The 20,487-nt window shown below is 72.4% G+C and carries 4 protein-coding genes; all 4 read right to left on the minus strand.

Features of this window, described 5'->3' with window-relative positions; all coding sequences use genetic code 11:
• Positions 1 to 7: 7 nt before the first annotated feature.
• A complete protein-coding gene (locus ABZ721_RS05635; protein ID WP_358787296.1) occupies positions 8 to 16,216 on the minus strand; it encodes a lonely Cys domain-containing protein in 16,209 nt (5,402 codons plus the stop codon).
• Position 16,217: 1 nt separating this feature from the next.
• Complete coding sequence (locus ABZ721_RS05640) at positions 16,218 to 16,565, minus strand: hypothetical protein (RefSeq protein WP_358787297.1); 348 nt, start codon at positions 16,563 to 16,565, stop codon at positions 16,218 to 16,220.
• A gap of 2 nt (positions 16,566 to 16,567) precedes the next feature.
• Positions 16,568 to 17,065 (minus strand): YbaB/EbfC family nucleoid-associated protein, encoded by a 498-nt coding sequence (locus ABZ721_RS05645; protein WP_358787298.1) that lies wholly within the window; start codon positions 17,063 to 17,065, stop codon positions 16,568 to 16,570.
• Between the two features lie 81 nt (positions 17,066 to 17,146).
• The gene (locus ABZ721_RS05650; RefSeq protein WP_358787299.1) at positions 17,147 to 20,473 is read right to left on the minus strand and encodes an AAWKG family protein; all 3,327 of its coding nucleotides are present in this window, start codon (positions 20,471 to 20,473) and stop codon (positions 17,147 to 17,149) included.
• Positions 20,474 to 20,487: the final 14 nt, after the last annotated feature.

A 20,487-nucleotide genomic window follows, 5' to 3' on the forward strand; every position in this document is an offset into this window, starting at 1 on the left:
CGGCCGGTCACCGCAGGATGCCCAGTTCGGCTGCCACCGCTTCCGCCACCGCTTCGGCGGACCGCGCATCGGTGCCGTCGCTGACGCGCCGCAACAGCAGGCGCAGATGCTGACGCGTGGTGAGCCGGAGCTCTCCCACCCGCAGCCGGCCGTTCTGCAGGATCGCCTGGGTCTCCTGGCCGAGATCCAGCTGCACTCCCACGCGCGCCAGCTCGGCCGTGGGGATCATGGCGTCGAGGTCGAGCAGAGCTGCCGTGCCGCCGGCCCCGGGGCCGCTGCCGTCCGTGGGAGGAGCCGTGGCCAGGCGGCGGTCCAGCCGCTCCCGGAACGCCGCGACGCCGCCCGGCTCGGTGGCGTCCGGAGGCAGCGTGCCCGGGGCAGTCCGGTGCAGCGCCGCCGCCAGCTCGGCGAGGAAGGCATCGGAGGTCGTCGATGGAAGCGGAGCCGGGGTCGGAGTCGGTTTCGGGGCGGTGGGGGCCGATCCCGTGGTCGTCACGGTGGTCGCGGCGGCGAACGCGGCGCGCTGGCCCGGCAGCCGGGGCGGGTGGACGTCCGACCAGTGCGCCGAGTTGCCCGGGGGCGCGATCAGCACGAAGAGGCTCTCGTCGGCCGCTGGGTGCTCGACGATGCGCAGCGGCTGCGCCGGCAGCCACACGCTTCGCGCGGTGGCTTTGCGGGCGGCGACCGCCTCGGCCAGGGCGACCGCACCGTCCACCCCGACGGGGACGATCGCGACGTCGAGATCCAGTCGCGCCAGAACGGGGTCGTGGGCGAGCAGTTCGGCGATCTCGTCGTAGGGCACCGAGGTGACGGTGCGGCCTGACCAGGCCATGTCCACCAGTCCGGGGGTGGCACCCTTCAGGTCCACCACGTACCCGCCGGGCCCGGCCCCCTTTCCGCCGCTCTGCCGGGCCCAGGGCGTCAGGGCCGGGGTGCCGTGGGCGGGGGTTCCGTCGGGCGACGCCAGGTAGCGGTCCACCCACAGGGGTGGCGGGAAGGTCTTCCCGGCCCAGCTGCGTCCGGCCTTCGAGCCGTCCTTGGCGGTGATGAGGGAGGTGGTGTCCAGCGCACCGCGACGTTCGAGGTCGTACGCGGCAAGCACCGTGGGGTTGTAGGTGTCGCGCCCGAGGGCCGCGGCCGTGGCCGCCATCCGCAGCAGGTCCGCCCGCAGCGCCTCGTCCCGGGGATCCTCGCCGTTGCGCAGGTGGAGGGCCTTGGTCGTCAACGCGTCCGGGTCGGGGTGGTGCTCCACGCTCTCCACCGCCTTGACCGTCGCCCACAGGACGTTCTGCCGGTGCTCAGCCGTGATCGGATCGCCCGCGTACAGGCCCAGCACCTCGCGGACCCATGCGTCCGGATCGCCCTGGTCGATCAGTTCCCGGGCCCGGTCGACGGAGGGCAGGGAGACGAAGGCGGACAGCGTGGACTGCCCGTCGGGGGCCGGCCGCAGCGACGCGGCCTCCAGCATCGCCCGCACGTCGGCGGGGTCAGGCGACGTGGGGCGGGTACCGGGGGCGGTCGACGGACCGCGGTGCGCACGGGTGACGCGGTCGAGGAGTTCGAGGGTGAACTCCCCGTGCCCGCGCAGATCGCCGTCCCTGCGGCGCATGACCTCCAGGGCGCCGATACCGCGCAGCAGTCGGCGGTACTCGCCCACCGGATCGGCGGCGTCGTCCTCCACCTCGACGCCGAACGTGATCCGCAGGGCACGGACCAGCCGCAGCGCGGTGTCCCGGGCCACGGCCGGGGTGACGTCCGGGAGGTCGTTCAGGCCCGCCGCCTCGGCCAGGGTGTCGAGTTCGTCCGGGGTCGGTTCCGGCCGCAGCCTCTCCATATCCACCGGATCGCCCTCCGGCGTGCTGACGATCCCCTGGTCGACCAGGCCGCCGTCCTTGACGCGGCTCCAGTGCTCCCGGTTGGGGGCGTAGACATCGCGCCGCGTCTCGTTGGCGACACCCTGGGCCGCCGACAGCGCGGCGAGCGGGTCGGGGACGTACGGGCGGCTCCACATCGTGGGAGCGGTGCTGGTCCGTCCCTCCATCCCGCTCCCCCAGCAGGACAGGAACACGATGGGCGTGTCCCGGTCGAGTCGTTCCAGACTCGGGCGGCGCCGCAGGTAGCCGCCGGCCTCGGTCCCGCGGACCGGGACCGTGTTCTGCAGCAGGTCCTCCACCATCAGGGTCTGGCCCGGCGTGCCGTGGACCATGAAGAAGTAGGGCTTTCGGCCCTGCCACGGCACCGGTCGGGGACCTCCGATCGGCTCTCGGGTGACCGGGTCGAAGCTGTACCAGTGCGTCGACCGCAGCAGGGCCTGGACCCACGGCTCCCGCTTCATCTGGTCGGCCTCGTTGAGCACCCCGCGGCCGACGGGCCAACCGTCGTCGGTGAGGGTGAAGTTCTTGACCTTCTGGTCCGTGAGCCCTCGTGCGTCGATCGTGCGCAGGGCACCCTTCCCGGCTTCGGCCCGCCCCTCCTCCGGTCCCAGATCGCCCGGCCTGCTGCCGATCCACTGGCCCAGCGGCGAGACGCCGAAGTCCCGGTCGTCGGTGACCTCGATACGGCTGCGGCCGGCGTCCGGCTGCAGCGCCACCTCACCGCTGTGCGCCCACAGCGTCCTGCCCGTGCGCGCTGCGGACCTGCGCGGCAGATCCAGACCCGCGGCGCCGGCGTACGGTGCGACGAGCACCACCTCGACCGCGTCGTCCCGACTCGCCAGGTCCTGGTCGAGCGCCAGCAGTTCGGCGAGCTCCTCCGATGACAGGCGCCACCGTTTCCCGCCGTCCGGCGAGGACAACCGGACCGCCTTGTGGTCACCGTCCTTGGTCGCGATCACGTAAGGGCTCGGCGTGCCCGGTTGCCGTGCCCAGGGTGCGGGTCGGGACGTGGCCTGGCCGTTGTCGACCTCGGCGTACGAGGCGGTGTCCACGTCCTGGGCGGGGCGGCCCGTCCAGTTCCGCCCCCGTACGGTGCCGTCCGGCGCTGTCAGCCGGGTGGCGTCGGACAGCAGGCCCCGCTGGCTCAGGTAGAGCGCGGTCAGCCCCGCCCGGCTGGTCGGCCGCCCGGTCGCCATCGCCTTGCCGACCAGTTCGTACAGCTTGCGCACCCGGGGGGACAGGACTTCGGCCTCGAAGCCGGGCGCGGCCGGATCGACGGAACCCTCGGCGTCGCTGTCCGAGACCGATTCGCTGTCCGATTCGCTGTCCGATTCGCTGTCGGAGTCGCTGTCGGAGTCGCTGTCCGACTCGAGGTCGTCGTCGGGGGCCTCGTCCAGGTGCAGGACCTTCCGGGCGAGGTCGTCCAGGTCGGCGGGATCGGTCCGGCCGGGCTCGGCGGGCAGCAGTTCCTCCAGCCGGGCAACGGCCGCCGCCAGGGGGGACTGCTCGATCGTGATCACGGCCTGCCGCCGTGCTGCCCGCCCGGTGGCGCCGGCCGGCGGGCCGACCGCAGCGATGTCCCGGCCACCGCTCTCCGTACTGATGGGGAAGTCCTCGGCCCGGACCGTCCTGCCCCGGGCTGTCCGCACGTCGCGGGCGGCCCGCTCGTGAAGCTCCAGATGGTGCCGGATCCCGTCGAGGAGCAGGTCCCGCACCGCGTGCGCACGTTGCAGGCCGACCGTTTCGGCGTGCTCGGCGGCGCCCCCGAGGGGAGCGAAGCGCGGCCCGTTGCTGAAGCCGGTGATCGTGATCCGGGGAATGCGGAGACCGGCCTTGAGGTCCCGCAGGCCGGAGACCACGATCTGCGCGGCCAGGTCGAGGACCTGCCGGCGCTGGACCGGGTCGGTGGTGTCCCGGTGGCGGTGCTCGAAGGCGACTGTGGAGCGGGCCGGGGGAAGCACCGGGAGCGCCCGGGTGCCGGGCGGTCGGGCCGTACCCGGATGCGGCCCGACCGCCCCGTCGCCGGGGTTGTCCGCCCTCGCTGGATTCGCCGCCTCGCTGCCGCCGTCGGGTCCTGATCGTGGGGGTGCGTCGCTGCCGTCGTCCGTTCCCGCCAGCCGCGCCACCTCGATACGGTCCTCCTGCGAACGTGAGGACTCGCCGGTTTCCCGCGGCTCCCCGGGCGCCGTCGGTACCGGTGTCGGGGGCGTAGCGACAGCAAGAGGCGTGTGCCCCAGGGGCAGCGCCGACTGGTAGTGCTGGTCGTCGAGGCTCAGTACCACGTGCGGGCGGGGCGCTCGGGGGTCGTCGACGAGCCCGTGGAGGTTCCCTCCCCCCGGCCGGTCCCCGGGATCGAAGTGATCGAAGGTGCCGTCTCCCCTGACCACCGTGATGCGCAGGCCGAAGGTCCGGGCGGCGAGCATCGGCAGCAGGTCCGCCGCGGAGTGGTTCCAGCCGGTCCCGGCCTCGGCGCCGCCGCGCCGCAGGAGCTGGGCGATCGCCAGTCCCGCACGCGCTTCGGGGCTCAGGTCGGCCACGTGCGGGATGACGCCGTCGAGGGCGTCGAACTCGCGGCGGGCCGGTGTGTCCGTGCCCAGGTCGAGGCCTGCCCCGTCGATCTCCTCCGCACTGAAGGTGTCGGTGTCGTCGGGCGTGGCGAAGGCCAGCAGGTCGACGTCGGCGGGGTCGGCCAGCCGGGCCGCCAGTCGGCGGCGCAGCGCGGTCACCACCTGCGGGCTCGCGGGATCGATGCCCGCCGCGGTGAGCAGCTCGGGGGCGACCCGGTGCAGGCTGTGGGCGAGCGCGCGGAAGAAGGACTCGCCGTCCCTCGGTACGTCGTGCAGCCCGTAGGGCTCCTGTTCGGGAGAGGTGAGCACGGTGCCCGGTCCGGTCCCGGTGACGGTGAAGCGGGAGCGCTGCGGGCGCGGGGGCGCGGTCGGCTCGGCCGGGGCCCGGTAGGTCACCTGCGGCGGTTCCGGAACGCCGTCGAGCTGGTCCCTGCCGTCCTCGGTGGCCGCCAACCGGTGCCAGCGGGTGAGCTGGTCGGCGGCGGCCCGCACCCGGTGGTACTCCGCCGCGGCGCGCTCCGCCGTCGCCCGCAGCCGGTCCAGTTCCGCGCGCCGGGCCTCGAGGGCGTCGTGGGCCGTGTCCCTGCGGGCGATGGCGGCATCGAGCCGCCGGTCGGCGGCCTGAGCGGACAGCCGCACCGTGTCGAGCCGTTCCGCCGCCTCCGTCCGCGCGGTGCGGGCCGCGTCCACCCGGCGGTCGGCTGCCGCGCGCAGGTCCGCGGCGGCGGCCACGGACCGGGCCAGCCGGGTCCGCGCGGCGTCGAGTTCGTCCTGCAGCAGATCCGCCCAGCCCTCGTGCTCGGGTACGGCTCCGGCGTCGCTCGCGATCAGGGCGTCGACGTCGGCCTGTGCGGCGGCCACGGTGTCCCGCGCGATGCCGTGGTCCCGGCGGGCGTCGTCCTGGGCCTGGCGCAGTGCGGTGTCCGCGGTGCCGACGGCGGCGCGGGCGAGGTCGAACGGGAGGGCGGCGGCCCGTACCCCCGGGCGCTCGTCGTCCACGGCGCGCTGCGCGGTGTCGACGGCCTCCCGCAGATGGGTCGCGGTACGCCGCTTCTTCCAGTACGCCTTGTCCGCGTCGACCCAACCCTTGCTCGCGCTGGTGACCGCGTCCCACGCCGTGCCGACGCGCGCGGGGAAGTTCGTGTCGGTGATGAGCATCAGCTCGCGGGCGATGTCCTCGCGGACCCAGGCGAGGACGTACGCCTGGGACTCCATCGCCTGGGGCCCCGGCCGGGCCGCGGCGCCGAAGGTCCTCCGCAGGGCGTTGGCGGCTTTGGCGTCCTTGATGCTCCGGTGCACGTCGCCGACGCTGAGCCAGGTGGTGGGGACCGCGAACAGGAACGAACGCCCCGTCTGCGGCTTGAGGTTGCGCGAGGTCAGGTGGTCGTCCCCGACCGGCATCCCGTCGCCGTCGAGGTCGTTGGGGCCCGGGACGGAGATCCCGATCTGGTTGAGGCCGGCGCCGTTGGGCGAGTCGTACAGGAAGCCCGCGCCGAGGCTCGCGGCCTGGGCGTGCTCGGTGGCCGAGGTGGTACCCGCGTTCTCGCCGTACCGCCGGAGCACCTCCAGCTTCTTGCCGTCGGCGACCGTCAGCAGCAGCGCGCGGCTGAAGTCGGGCGTGGAGTGCAGGAACAGCTGCCCGAGGTCGCTGCCCACGAACGACTTCTCGGTCAGCCCCGCCACCTGGTACCCACCGGGCTCCGTGGTGCGCGGGTAGAACGCGGTCAGCGCCATGGAGCTGGTGCCGTCCTCCAGCGCCTGCGCCGAGCCGGTGCCCAGCCGGGTCAGGCCGGATTCCCTGCTCTTGCGGAGCAGTTCGGTCAGGGTGCCCGCGTCGGGACCGTCCTCGCTCTGCAGCGCGCGCAGGGAGAAGCCGGCGTCGTACGCCCTGGCCAGCAGGAGGTCGTTGGCCGCCCGGAGGTTGTCGAGCCCGACGATCCCCCGGGGGTGGATGCCGTTCTCGGGGAAGGTGAAGGGCCGGTAAACGCCATCGCCGTAGCGGACGGTCAGCTCCCGCCCCGGTGCTGGAAGGGCCACCGGCCGGGGCGGCCCGGCCAGGGCCGGGTCGTCGCCCGGATTCGGCGCGGGCAGCGGTGTGCCGGGGGCGGGCGGGGCCGCCGTGCCGGACGCGTGCGCCGTGCCGGAAGCGTCCATGGTGTCGGAAGTGTCCGTCGTGTCGGCGGCCCCGGTGGGCTCCATCAAGCTCAGCGGGACGTGTTCCCGCAGCGTTCCGACCCCCTGCTCCTCGACGATCCGCCGGTGGTTCCGGAAGTGGTCGAGGGCGGAGGCCGTCCCGTCCGACGGCTCCCCGTCGGACGAGGGAGCGGTGTGGGGGGTGTCGTCCGCCTCCAGGGTGATCCGCATCCGGTACGGGGTGACGATCTCCGCGTACGGCTCGGTGGACGCCGCCCGGTAGATGGTCACGGTGGTGGTCGTGTGGCTCGACGCGACCGTCTGCTTGTGCGAACCGCTCTCGGTGTACGTCGGCCCGGCACCCACGACCGTGTCGTTGCCGGTGTGCACCAGCTGGTTGCTCTGGATCCCGAGGTCCGCCCCGGACGAGGACTCCGAGTTCTTCTGCGACGTCTCGATGACCCGCCGGTTCTCCTCCAGCTCCACACTGTGGTCGAGCCCGTGGAACACCGGCGTGCCGGGGACCAGTTCGACCCGGGCCCGGACCCAGCGGTTGCCGATCCGCACCCGGTCCCACCCCCAGCCGCCGACGGTGACCATCGCCGAGGGGCCGGTGGTCGTCATCTCGCCCTTCAGGGCGCGCGTGGCGCGGGCGGACACCAGCTGCCGGATCTTCTCCCGGCTCGCCTCGTCGAGGCCCAGCTTCCGGACCTTCTCCTCGAACGCGAGCAGCGCCTCGGTGGGGTCCAGCGCGTTCACCGCGTACGTGCCGAACGGGACGCCCTGCAGCCACGGTTGCGGCGCCCAGAGGTCCTGTGTGTACAGGGGGATCTCGCCCAGCCCGTCGTCGAGCAGCCCCATCCGGTACGCGCTCTTCTCCGGCAGGTGCCCCAGCACCCCGCCCGGGACCGTCAGTGACGTCCCCGCCGCTCCCGCGAGCATCCGCGGTACGAGCGAGCTGCCCGCCGCCCCCCTGCCGAAGCGGCCCGTGCCCAGCCGGCTCGTCGTCAGCGCGAACCAGTGCTGCACATCACCGGCGACCAGCACCTGATGTGTGAATCCCTTGCGGTTCAGGTCCGCGACGACGGTCCGCACGACGCTGCGGCTCTGCGTGGCGGCGGACGAGAAGGGGTTGGCGACGAGTCCGTAGCCGCCCATGACACCGTGCCCGGGGTGCTGGGCGACGGAGTAGACCAGCTGGCCGCCGAAGACGAAGCTGGTGCTGGTGCTGGTCTTCCCGGCCGCCTGCCGGGTGGCGCCGAGCGTCATCTCGGTGTCCATGGACATCGGCCCGGTCAGGAGGCGCAACCCGCCCACCGTCGTCGCGTAACGGAAGGTGCCCCAGAGCTGGTGCGCGGGACCCTTGCCCAGCAGGCCGCTGCCCGTCAGGCCCAGGGGGCCCGAACTCTGGTCGAAGCTCGCCGTCAGGTACTGGGGGGTGAAGACGCGGACGATCGCCTCCCGGGTGGGGGCGCCCTCCTTCACCAGCTGCCAGGCGCTGCCCGACGCCTCCCCCAGGACCCGGTTCACCTCGGCGATCAGCCGGGGCGTCAGCACCATGTTCACGATCACGAACGGGTGCTGCCGGAACTCCCGGAACTGCTCCGTCCCCCGCCCGGCCAGCCGCCCGGCGTGCGGCCCGCTGCCTGCGCCGGGCAGCACGAGGTCGCCCTTGGCCAGCGCGAGGGCCCGGTCGGTGCTCATGGCCTCGGGATCGGGCTCGGACGCCAGGTAGGGGTTGAGTGCCCCGTCGGCGTGCGGGTCCGCCTCCGGGGTGTGCTGGACCGGGACGCTGATCAGCACCTGCCCGGTGACCGGGCCGCCGCCCTTGAGGTGCCCGCCCGCCGTCCGCCCGAACAGGATGTTGACCGGTTCGTCGAGGACCAGCAGGCCGGGCAGCCCGAGGCCGAGGCCGCGGATCAGGCCGCGCGGGCGCCAGTAGCCGCCGAGGGTCGCGGTGAGTTCGAGCTGGTAGCGGTACAGGTGGGTGGCATGGTTGCTCACTGACATCGGCTCGTTGGTGACGGTCGAACCGAATCCGGTCTCCGCCTCCCGCTGCCATCCCTTGCGCGCGCCGAGCGTCAGCCCGAGCGTGTTGGCGGGCAGCCCCGCGTCGTCGACCTGGTTGTCCCGGCCCGAGAACGTGCCCTCGAACCCCACGTCCGTGCCGCGCTTCGCACTGCTCTGGCCGTCCATCCGCTCGATGCCCTGGGCGCTGAAGCGCATCCCCTCGTTGATGTCCTTGCCCTCGTAGCGCCGCCCGGTCAGCGTTCCGTGCACCCACAGCGTGTAGTAGGTCTGTCCGACGCTGTCGGGGTCGGTGAGCCGGATCCGCAGGCCGACCGTGGTCAGCGCCTCCAGGTTGGCGGTGACGTTCTGCTGGGAGAGCACACCGAGGATCTGCAGGGTGTTCTGCAGCGCCGTGTTGTACTTCGCGGGGTCGGACCACTGCGGTGGCATCGGCAGGCCGCGGGCGGCGCGCAGCACCTCCTGCGGGTTGCGCCGCACCATGTCGTGGAAACGGTCACGCCAGCCCTTGGGCAGGTGGAGCTGGTCGAGAGGCACGACCATGCCCCGGCGCTGGGCGGCGACGGTGTTCACCACACTGTCGGCGAACGCGTCCAGCAGCGTACGGCCGACGCCGCCGGGGGTGACGCGGGTGCGCAGGCCGTCGTCGAAGGTGAACTCCTTGACCCGGTGCATACCCAGGGTCCGCGGCCGGTCCCGGGTCAGATAGGCAGGGACCAGCGGGGTGGCGCCGTGTCGCAGGACGAGCGAGGTCCCGTCGTCCCATCCGGCCAGCCGCCGCGCCTCGGCGCTGGTCATCCGGTCCAGACTCCAGGTCAGGAACTGCCGGGGCGGCCCGCTGTCGCCGGCCCGCCGGACCCGCACCGTCTTCACGACCAGGTAGAGGGCGGTTCTGGGGCCCTTGACCTGTCCCGCCGACTTCAGGGATCCGGCGCCGCCGAGACCGGCCGCCCAGGTCCTGGCGAACGAGTACTGGGCGCTCGGGCCGAACTGCAGGCGCAGGTCGAACGGTGCCACGCCGGGTTCGAAGAAGTTGAACGCGGGCCCGGCAACGGCTTGCACCAGGAAGCTTCTGCCCTGGGCGCGGCTGCGCTCACTGCGGACGGTCGAGGTGTTGATGTCGCGCATCTCGGCCTTGTCGGTCTCCCCCACCAGCACGGCCGACCGCGGCACCAGCTCCTCCACCACGAAGACGCCCAGCGGTGACTTCTTCTGGTCGTCGGCGAACAGCGGCGGGGTGGTGATCCGGCCGCGCGCCATCGTGCCGCTGTGCCGCTGGAAGCTGTCGCCCGAGAAGAACGTGTCCAGTTCCTCGTAGGCGGAGCTGCCGGGAAGGGCTCCGATGCTGCGGGCCGCCCAGTCGCGGATCGCCGCGACCGGTCCGAACCCCTCGACCCGCACGAAGCGGTACTGGGAGTTGCGGTCCAGGGTCATCGTCCGGGGGATCCGGCCGGGCTTGACGGTTTTCGTCACGCTGTCGGGCAGCCGCACCTGCAACCCGTTGCGGACGCCGAAGGCGAATCGGGCCGCCGCGGTCGGGTCGGTGTCGGTGCCGGGGACGTCCCGTCCCTCCGCGTCGGTGATCCGCAGCTCGTAGTGCACGTCGTCCAGATACGTCCGTGATCCGTCGAGCGTGCGGGTCTCCATCTGGTTCTGCCGCTGGTCGGTCAACGTGTAGCCGACCTTGTTGACGAAGCCGAACCGGAAGTTGAGGCGGCCGAAGCCGCTGAACGCCGCCGCGCCCGTCGGGCCGATCGGCCCGCCCAGCCCGTACTGGGAGTTGGCCTGCATGTTCTTGCTGAACCCGAACGTCGCCGCGGCCCGGTGCATACTGTCGATCTTCGAGGCGTGGCCGGTGCCGTCGTCGAACGGGCTCCAGTTGCCGTGGTGGCGTGCGGTGAGGTGCAGCACCCGGAGCTTTCCGGCGGCGTTGACGTACGGGAACGGGCGCCCGCGGTCCGCCAGCGTCTTCGGCTTCTCCCGCAGGGTCCGCCGGATGTCGGTCAGTAGCTGGGTGTTTCCGTCGGGGAGCCAGGCGTCCGGGCGCCCCAGCAGCTCGTCCTCGATCGCGTCCACCACCGCGTCGATGCCGCGCAGAGCGACGGCGCTCTGCCCGAAGGTGCTCGGGCCGGCGAGGAGCTCCGCGCGCTCGGCGTCGGTCAGGCCGTCCGGCAGCAGCGACTCCAGGTCGTCGACGTAGCCGGGCATGCGCCGGCCGTCCTCGAACCGGGCGGGTTCACGGCGTCCCGGCCGGGGCGCGGGCAGGCCGGGGTCGACCCGGGGCGGGCGGGTACCTTCCGAGCGGGTGCCCTGCGAGCGGGTCCGAACGGGACGGGTGCGCCCGGGACGGGGGGCAGCCGGCTTCTTCCCCTTGCCCGTGCTCGCCGTCACCGTCGCCGTCTCCGGTCCGGTACGGCTCGTGGTCCCCTCCGCGTCCGCGAACGTGACCCCGGCTCCGCCGAGGTCGCCGGTCGGCGGCGTGCCGTGCGGTGGCAGCAGATCGCGCGGCCGCACCACCCCCCAGTCGGCGGCCACCGGCCCGCCCGGCACGGTGGGCAGCAGGGTGGGAACGAGCGGTTTCGAGGGACCGGTGCCCGCGAGGGCCACAGCCCCCTGCGAAGCCCAGACGCCGCGGCCGGTCACCGCGCTGACGGCAGCACGCGGATCCGTGGTCCGCGCGCCACCGCTGCCCTGCCCGGCGGACGCGGTCGGCGCGGCCTGCGGGACGGCCTTCGGGACGGCCAGGACGACATCGACGCTCAGCGGACGGTCGGACAGCACCGGATCGCGCGACAGCAGCTCGGCGACCTCGTCGTACGGCACCCGGCGGCTGAACCCTCCGGGCAGGGTCATCAGCAGGTGGTCCGTTCCGCCCCCGGCCCACACCAGGTACGGCGCGGACCGGCCCGGGGCGCTCCAGGGCGCGGCCTGCACCCCCACCGGGTGGTAGCCACCGCCCTGTTGCGGGGCCGCGACGACGACACGCCCCGCGTCCACCGTCTGGTTCGGTGCGGCCTGCGCCCAGTGGCGGCCGGTCGCCCTCCCGTCGGGATCGGTCAGCCGGGTCTCCGGGGCGAAGGCCCCCATCAGTTCGAGGTGGAACGCGGCCAGCTCGGTCGGGCTGTCCGGATCGCGTCCCGCGGCCGCCGCCTGCGTGACGAGTCGGAACAGCTCCGGGCGCCGGGCCGGGTCCGGCTGATCCAGGTGCAGGACCTTGCCCGTCAGGGCATCCGGGTCCGCCACCCGGCTCTCCCACTCGACAGCTTTGACCGTCGCCCAGAACAGCCGCGACCGCTCCGCCTCCCCCACCGTCGCCGGATCCCCGTCCAGCCGGAGGATCCGGGCGGCCTCGGCGTCCAGGTCCGCGAGACCGCCCAGGCGCTGGGCCGCGGCGACGACGTGCGGCAGGTCGACGAGGTCGCTGAGGACGCTGCCGGGGGCGGTGTTCGCGGCCTCGGTGGCCCTGGCCAGCAGCTCGCGGTAGTCGGCGGGGCCCGGTTCGCCGTCCGTCGTGCCATGCTGCCGCCGCCGGTCGGCGCGGGCGGCCCGTGCGAAGAGGTCCATGGTGAACGGTCCGGCGCCGGCCAGCCGCGCATCGTGGGCGCGCAGGGTCTCCAGCGCGCCGATGCCGCGGAGCAGTTCCCCGTACCGGCTGTCGTCCTCGATGCCCACCCCGAACGCCAGCCGCAGGGCGCGCACGAGCCGCAGCGTCCGGTCCCGGACCGCATCGGGGACCGGCCCGGGACCGACATGCAGGCCCGCACCGCGCGCGCGGTCGTCGAGCACGTCGCCGGTGGGCTCCGGCCGGTGCTCCACCCACCGGCCGCGCTTTCCCTCCGCGTCGGTCAGCGCCACGTGCACGTATCCCCGGCCGGGCAGGTTCACGATCCCCACGGTCCGGGTCCCGCCGTAGACCGTGCGCCCGGTCTCGTTGGCCGCGTGCTGGCCCTCGCTGACGGTCGCCAGCGGGTCGGGGACGAAGGCGTCCCGCGCGTCCCTGCGGGCGGACGTCACGCCCTCCTGGGCCGCGCTCCAGCACGCCTCCAGCAGCACCCCGTGATCCGCCGGGAGCTGCGCCAGACTCGGACGCCGCTTGAGCATCCCGGCGGCCTCTCCTCGCCGGGCGACCTTGACCCCGCTGCCCTCGGTCGGCAGATGCGTCTGGCCCGGCCAGGCGTGCGCCGCGAAGACGTACACCGGTTTCCCGGCGAACGGCACGGGCTGGTCGTCCTTGACCCAGACGTCAGTGGCCGGGTTGCGGTGCCAGAGCTCCGTCGCCTTCGTGGCGTGCCGCAGGTGTTCCATCACCCGCGGGGCCTCGGCGTCGTCGAACACCGCCCTGCCGATGGGTCCGCTCTCGGTGACGATGGTGTGGCTCAGCACCTCCCGCTCCCAGCCCGGGGTGTCCTCGTCGGCGGCGGGGTCGAGCAGCTGGCCGGGCGCGCTCGGGATCCAGTCGGCGCGTACCAGTCCCTCGCCGGAGAGCAGGGAGACGGTGTACGGCAGCGACGGATCCTGCTGCGGCGCCAGCTTGACCGTGCCGTTGGCCGACCACGTCTGCCGGCCGGTGCGGTCCGCGGCCCGGCGGGGCAGCGCCAGGCCCCTGGCTCCGGCCCCGGGGATCAGCAGGACGATCGGCACGTCCTGCGGGAGTCCCGCCAGCTCCGGGTCGCGGGCGAGCAGTTCGGCGAAGACATCGATCGGCACCCGGCGCGGGGCACCGTCGTAGCCGCGCACCACGACATGGTCGTGACCGCCGGACGCCACCACCACGTACGGCTCCGGGCCGCCGGTCCGGTGCCACGGGGCCGGCCGGACATCACCGTGCACGACGGTGCCGTCCGGCCCGCGCACCGCCTTCCCGACGGTCGTCAGGTCCACGTCCGGGACAGCGCCACCCGTCCAGTCGCGGCCGCGGACCCCTCCGTCGGGCATGGCCATGGCACGGGTGGGGGACAGTGCGCCGCGCAGTTGCAGATGGAACGCGGCCAGGGCCGGCAGGCTGCTCGCGGACTCCACCGCTTCGTCCATCGCCACCCGGAACAACTCGCTGCGCTGCGCGCCCGTCACCGGCTCGGCGGCATCCAGGCCGAGCACGCGGCGGGCCACGGCGTCCAGATCGAACGGACCGTCCCGCAGGACGGGGTCGGCCTGCCGCAGCAGGTCGAGCCGCTCGACGGCGTCGCGAAGGGCCGGGTAGATGCGGTTCGTCTCGATGCCGGGGCCGAAGACGTCGGTCAGTAGCTGCTGGTGCACCGCCTGCGTGGCCGATACGGAGGAGTCCGCCATGGACTCGTCGGCGCTGTCGCCGCCGTCCTCCCAATCCATGATCATGTCGATCGAGTCGGGAGAGCCCGGCGCGGCCTCGTCCAGGGCGGGGATCTCCGACGGTGCCGGGGAGCTGAAGTACACCTCGTGGGGGGCGGTGGGCGGCGGCGCGCCCTGGGCCGGCGCGCTCGGCGGTGCCTGGGACTCGGTCGGTACAGGGCGGTACGGCGGCGGGACGTCGGAGGCGGCGGGCGCCGCCGTCGCCCGGTGCCCTGGCTGCTCCGAGGAGGACGCGCCGGTGTCGCCGGTGACGGTGTCCGTGCTGTTGGTGTGCGTGGTGTCGGTGTCGGCGCCCGTGGGCGGCTGCGCGGCGGAGTCGTCGCGGTGACCGGTGGTGTCGGAGGAGGCCTGCGGACGGTGCTGCGGTGCGATGGCCTGCGGATCGCCGGGTCGGGGGCCGCTGACAGGCAGGCCGACGGACGCGGGGGGCTGTGTCACCGGGGCCGACCGCTCCCGCTCCTGTTCCTGCTCGTCGGCTGCGGTGTCTCCCTGTGCCCTCGTGCTCCCCGCGGTCGGGGTGGCGCCGACAGGGGTCGGGTGGCCCTTCGCCGGCGTGGCAAGGTCCGGAGAGGGCTGGGCGTCGGGGCTCTCGTCCATGCCGGCCGCGTCCCCTCGCGTCGCCGTGGCCGTCTCCTCGGCGACCGGCGTGTACGCGTCATCGTGCGCCGAGCGCTGTCGTACGGACGCCTCCGGCACCGGGCCGCCGGCGTTCGCGGTCCCGCGGCCGGCGGACGGCTCGGGGGCGGTGTTCGGCGCCTCCTCCCCCGGAACCGTGGGTGCCTCGTCGACCGGTAGGCCGATGGGGTCCTGAGCATCGGAGGTGCTGATCGACGGGCGGGGTGCCGGAGTGGAGGAGGGCGCGGGTGCGGACGGGAGCACGGGGCTGGTGGGAGGGAGCGTGGTGTCCGTGGGATGGAGCGTCGAGAAGACGGACTCGCTGTTCCTGGCGATGGGCGTCCCGCTCGTCGGCCCCTGCTCGTACACGTCCCGGCTGTGGTTCGTGACGGGAGAAGGGGCCGTGATGGGCGACAGGCCCGTGACGGGCGCCGGGTTCGTGACGGGCGCCGGGTTCGTGACGTCGCTGACGGTCGACGGCGCTTCGTAGCGGCCCGTGGGATCGGGCACGTCGTACAGGCCGTCGGCGCCCACGGTGGTGTCGGTGTCGTACGGGCCAGGGATGTCGTGGGCGGCGGGGGTGGCAGAGGGGTCATAGGTGTCGATCGTGGGCGTCGGGCCGGGGAGCGGAGACCTCCACGGCGTCGCCGCGCCGTTGCCCGGCCCGCTCCCGTGGCCGCTCCCGCTCCCGTGCTCGCCCGGGCGGTAGTCGGTGTTGTGCGGACCGAGGTCGAGATTCTGCAAGAAGGCGTTGTGCAGCCATTTCCCGCCGAACTCGGCGCCCCCGGAGGCGGCCTCGAACAGGAGCCCGCTGGTTCCGGCGCTCAGGAACGTCGCCGGGTTGATGGAGAACGTGCCGGTGAAGAAGAGCTTGGTGAACGCTTCCGCGAAGGTCTCGGCCTGTCCCTCGTTGACGAAGGCGAGGGGGAGGTCGAACACCTCCTTCCAGACCGGGTTCTTCTTGAAGAGGTTCTTGGTGATCGGCCCGGCGAAATGGTGGAAGATACCGCCGAAGGCTCCCGCCAGCGCCCCCGCGACCGCCGACTGGCCGATGTCCGTCCAGTCGAACTGTTTGCGCCGACGGTCCGGGTCGTCCGGCGCGGTCATGGAGATGACCTGCGCCATGAACGTGACGAAGGCTTCCTGGATCGCTTCGAGGACCACCGAGAGCGGAGTGGGCACTGCCCGCCCCATCCGCTGGAGGATCAGCAGGATGGAGAGCGCGGTGCGGGCCTTCGCCGCGGCGATCTCGGTCAGCGACGTGCCGCCCGTGAAGATGGAGAGGGCTGCGAGCAGGGCGAGTTCGAGGTTCATCATGATGAACTCGAGGAGGACCTGGTACTTGGCTTCGCTGAGCTTCATCGAGCGGTCCACCTGCCGCAACCCGATGCTCCGGAGCTCCCGGGAGAACTTCTGGAGGTGGTTCTCGCCGGAATCGTCGACGAAGAGTTTCACCGCGGCGACGAATTCCCTGGCGATCTTCGGCGGAAGCGCGTTGCCGGCTGTGTCGATCGCTCCCCTCATCGCGTCGGAGAGCGCGTCGATGTCCTCCGCCAACCGGGTATAGGCAGCACGGCTGTGAAAGCCCTGGTCCTCGTTGCCGGTGGCGACGTTCGCGCCCACCCAGATCTCGATGAACTCCCGCAGGGCGGGCGGGAAGATGATCGCCATTCTACCGTCGGTTCTCGCTCTCCGAGCTGAGCGTCTGTATGTCGTCCAGTGCCTGGACCTGCGGACGCTGAACGTTGACGGCCTCCTCGGCGACCGCGTCGACCAGGGCCAGGAATCCGCTGGTGATGGCGCTGACCGTCTGCGTCACCTGCTCCTTCTCGTTGCGGCACTGTTCGCCGACGGTGTTCGCGAAGACGTCGTCGCCCCCTTCCTCGCCCCACCAGCCGGCGGTCAGGTGCCAGTTGTCCTCGAACCTGGGCCCCAGCTCCTCGGAACCCCGGACGGCGGCGTCGATGTGCTTCGAGCCGGCCCGAATGTCGCCGACGTTCGCCGAGTACTCACCGGGCATCGCTACTCGCCCCTCCGTCGCTCGGGCTCCGTGCCGCGGCCGTTCGGGGCAGCGGGTTCCTCGTCGTCCTCGTGGATCTCGTCGCGGAGCCGGCTCATGGCCGTCGGCCCCGTCTCGACGGCGGTCTCGCTGAGCAGGGATCCGAAGATCGAGCCCCAGTCCACCCCCATCCGCCGCGGGGCCATCCCGCGGGAGGTCAGCCGGGTGAGGGGGTCGAGCGTGTCGATGACCCGGCGTGCCATCTCCGCGCGCGCCGCGTTCGCGGCCTCCAGCACTGCCGCGGAGAGCTGGGAGGCCGCCATCGAGCGGTACTTGCCGTCGAGGAACTCCACGCTCGTCAGCTCGCCCTTGGCTCCGACGGCGACCCGGACCGACCGGTCCGCCGAACGTGCCGACACCGACGCCGCGTTCAGCTCGACCTGCGCCTTGGCCACGGCTTCTTCCGTCGCCTTGAGGTGAGCCATCGCCTCGGCCACCCGGTTGTCGATCGACTCACTCATCCTGGTCTCCTGACGGGAACGGCTGCTGGTCCGGGCTCTGCGCCTGGCTGCTGCGGTCTTCCGTGTGCGTCCTGCACCGCGTCATCGCCCCAGGGCCTGGGGCGTGCCGCCCTCTTCGGTGCCCCAGACGTCCTCGTCCTCCGCCAGCCAGGTGGTCCGTTCCCGGTCGCTGCTCTCCGTCTGCCGGCCGGGGCCGCCCGCTCCGGGCATGCCGCCCATGGGCGGCATGAAGGGCGTACTGCTACTGGTCTGCGTGGAGCGCGGGATGACCTGGTGTTCCTCTGCGTCGATGGTCCGTACGGGGCCGCCGGCCCGGCCGGTGCGGCCGGTCCCGGGCTCGATGACGTTGCGGACCCGTTCGCCGGAGGATCCCGAGTCGCCGCCGGCCCCCCGCATCATCTGCGGCATCATCGGCGCTCCCGGTCCGCCGGCCGAACCGGCCGACGAGGTCGCCGATGCGTCGCTGCTCTGGGGGCGGCCCAGCGCGGACGCCAGGTCGTCCTGGTTGTACAGGTTGTCGCTGAAGGCGGAGGAGTACTCCGGCACGCCGGTCGAACCGGGGCCGGAGGGAAGGTACGAGGACAGGTCGGGCGGCTGCGGGAGGTCCGCGATGCGCTGGCGGATCAGCTCGTCGATGTCCTTGTCGCCCGCCCCGATCCGGTCGTACTCCGCCTGGATGTCACCCATGCGCCGGTCGTACGTGGACTTGGCGTCCCGCCGCGCCTGCTCCGCGTCCGCGCGAGCCTGCTGACGCTCCTCCTGGGCGGCTGCCTTCTGCTCCTCGTAGTCATGCCTGGCCTGCGACGCGTCGTGGTCGGCCTGCTGCACGGCTTGGTGTTCGGTCGCGTTGATGTCGGCGATCCGCCGGTCGTACGCGTCGCGCGCGGTCTGCTCGTCGGTGCCGCCGGCGATCTCGCGGTCGTACTCCCGCCGTGCTTCCGTCCGGTCCTGCTCCGCCTGCTGTCGCGCGTGGTCCCGCTCCGCCTGGGCGTCGGACTTGTGCTGCTCGAACTCCTGCTTCGCCGCTGTCTCCCGGCGATCGGCGTCCTGCTCACCGGCGGCGCGCTCCTCGCGGGCGTCGGCCTTCTGCTGTTCGTACTCCGCCTGCGCGTCGGATTTGGCCTGTTCGGCGTCGAGCCGTGCCTGCTGCTTCTCCTGCACCGCCTCTTGCCGGGCCTGCTCCTGCTGGTGTCGCGCCTCGGCCTTGGCGTCCGTCTGTTCCTGCTTGGCCGCGGCCTTCTCCCCTTCGGCCTGCGCCTTGGCCGCGTCCTGCTCCTGCTTGGCCGTCGCCTTCTCCGCGACCGCGTGGGCCTTGGCCTCCTCCTGGGCCTGTTCGGCCTCGGCCCGTTGCTGCGCGTTCTCTGCCTTGGCTTCCTCCTTCTCCTTGCGCGCTTCCTCCTTCGCCGCCTCCTGCTCTTCCTTGGCCGCCGCCTTCTCCGCGACCGCCTCGGTCTTCGCTTCCTCCTTCTCCTTTTCCGCGGCCGTCTTCTCGGCGGCGTGCTCCTCCTTCGCCGCGGCCTTCTCCGCGTCCGCCTCGGCCTTCGCCTCGTCCTTCTCCTTCTTGGCGTCGGCTCGCTGCCGTTCGGCCTGGGCGACGGCGAACGCCCGCTGCTGCTCGGCCTGCTGTTCGGCCTCTTCCTTCTCCTTGGCCGCCTCCGCCTTGGCTTCGTCCTTCTCCTTCGTCGCCTCCGACGTGGCCTCGGCCTTCTCCTTCTGCGCCTCCTTCTTCTCGGCGGCCTGCTCCTCCTTCGCCTGAGCCTTCTCCTGCTCGGCCTTCGCCTTGGCCTGCTCCCTCTCCTTGTCCGCCTCCTCCTTGGCCGTCCGCTGCTCCGCCTTGGCTTCGGCCTTCTCCTTCGCCGCCTCGGCCTTCGCTTCCTCCTTCTCTTTCTGCGCCTCCTCCTTCTCCTTCTCGTGCTCCGCCTTCGCCTCGGCCTTCTCCTTCTCGGCCTCCGCCTTGGCCTCGGCCCTCTCCTTCGCCGCTTCCGCCTTCTCCTTCTCGTGCTCGGCCTTCGCCTCGGCCTTCTCCTTGTCGGCCTCCTCCTTGGCCTTCCGCCTCTCCTCGTCGGCCTCCTTCTTCGCCTTGTCGGCCTCTTCCTTGGCCTTCCGCTTCTCCTCCGCGGCTTCCTTCTTCTCCTTGTCGGTCTGCTCCTTCGCGGCGATTTCCGAGAGCGCCCGCTTGTCCTTGTCCGTTATGTCGGTGTCAAAGGCGTCCTGCGCCGTGGCGAACGCCTCGGCAATGGCCACGATGGCGTCGGCGCCCGCCACGCTGAGCCACTCCTGAACGGAGTTCTCCCACCGGCGGACGGCCTCGTCGCCGATCTTCTTCCACGTCTCCATCTCGCTGGGCGACCCGTAGGACGTGTCGCCGATATACAGGTTCTTGTCGAATCCGGGCTTCGCCACGATGACCAGGTCGTAGGCCTCGCCGCCCGCCATCTCGAAGTCCGACTTGTCGAACTGCGTGTCGATGACGTTGAGCCGGGCGTCCTGCAGCATGTCGTACAGCCACCGCTGCGGGTTGCTCTCGGGCCTCCACGCGTTGTACGCCAACGCGAGGTTGTTCGCCTGGGTGAGCAGACTCTGCTGGGCGTCGGCGAGGGCGCGGGCGGGCTGCGATCGCACCACCGTCCCGTCGATGGTCATGCTCGTTCCCTCGGCGCCCTCGCCCTTGAGCTGGTCCGCGTACCCTTCGTAGTTCCTCGCCAGCTTGTGGATGAGTTCCTTGAAGATGGCCGCCGAGGTCCCGTCCCAGGCATCACTGCCCTCGCCGATGTCCTCGGTGTCCCACTTGCCTACGGTGAGGGCGCTGTCCTCGAAGAACTTCACCGCCCGGTCGAACGCCTTGGCCACTTCCGTGAAGGACCCGAGGTCGACGTAGGCCTCGTCGTTGACGCTGATGCCGCGGTTCTCGAACCCATGGGTGGAGTGGGGCCACAGGAGCAGCTGATCGAGGGCTGCCTTGGCGCCGTACAGGTACCGGACCAGGTCGTTGGTGTCCCAGTCGAGCTTCTCCCCCTCCTTGTTCCAGCCGCCCTTGTCCTTCAGCTTGTCGCTGGTCTTGGTGTAGCCCGGGATGATGTCGTACCCGCCGGGCGGTGCGGCCTGGGACGAGGCCAGGAACGTGATGTGGGCCCGGTACTGGGAGAGCTGCGTTCCGTCGGAGACGTCACCCGAGGTGTAGAGGTACGGGATGGTGTAGTCGGTGTTCTTCGTGTGCCAGCCGCCCGAGGAGACGAAGCCGGAGGTGTAGCTGTCGCTGACGTGGTCCAGCCGGACGTGCATCATCGGGATGCCGTCGTTGCCCTTCAGCTTCTCGAACAGCTTGTCCCGCGGCGGCAGGATGTAGCCGGTGAGCATGTCAACTGCGGCTTTCCAGTTGTCATTGTTGTTGTCTTTCGGGTCGGCCATCACCGTGCTCCGCG

It is taken from the genome of Streptomyces sp. NPDC006733 (assembly GCF_040636125.1).
Taxonomy (GTDB): Bacteria; Actinomycetota; Actinomycetes; order Streptomycetales; family Streptomycetaceae; genus Actinacidiphila.

Excerpts from the sequence above, each read along its gene's own strand:
- ABZ721_RS05635 (WP_358787296.1), bottom strand. The coding sequence starts at position 16,216 with ATGGCGATCATCTTCCCGCCCGCCCTGCGGGAGTTCATCGAGATCTGG.
- ABZ721_RS05640 (WP_358787297.1), bottom strand. The coding sequence starts at position 16,565 with ATGCCCGGTGAGTACTCGGCGAACGTCGGCGACATTCGGGCCGGCTCG.
- ABZ721_RS05645 (WP_358787298.1), bottom strand. The coding sequence starts at position 17,065 with ATGAGTGAGTCGATCGACAACCGGGTGGCCGAGGCGATGGCTCACCTC.
- ABZ721_RS05650 (WP_358787299.1), bottom strand. The coding sequence starts at position 20,473 with ATGGCCGACCCGAAAGACAACAACAATGACAACTGGAAAGCCGCAGTT.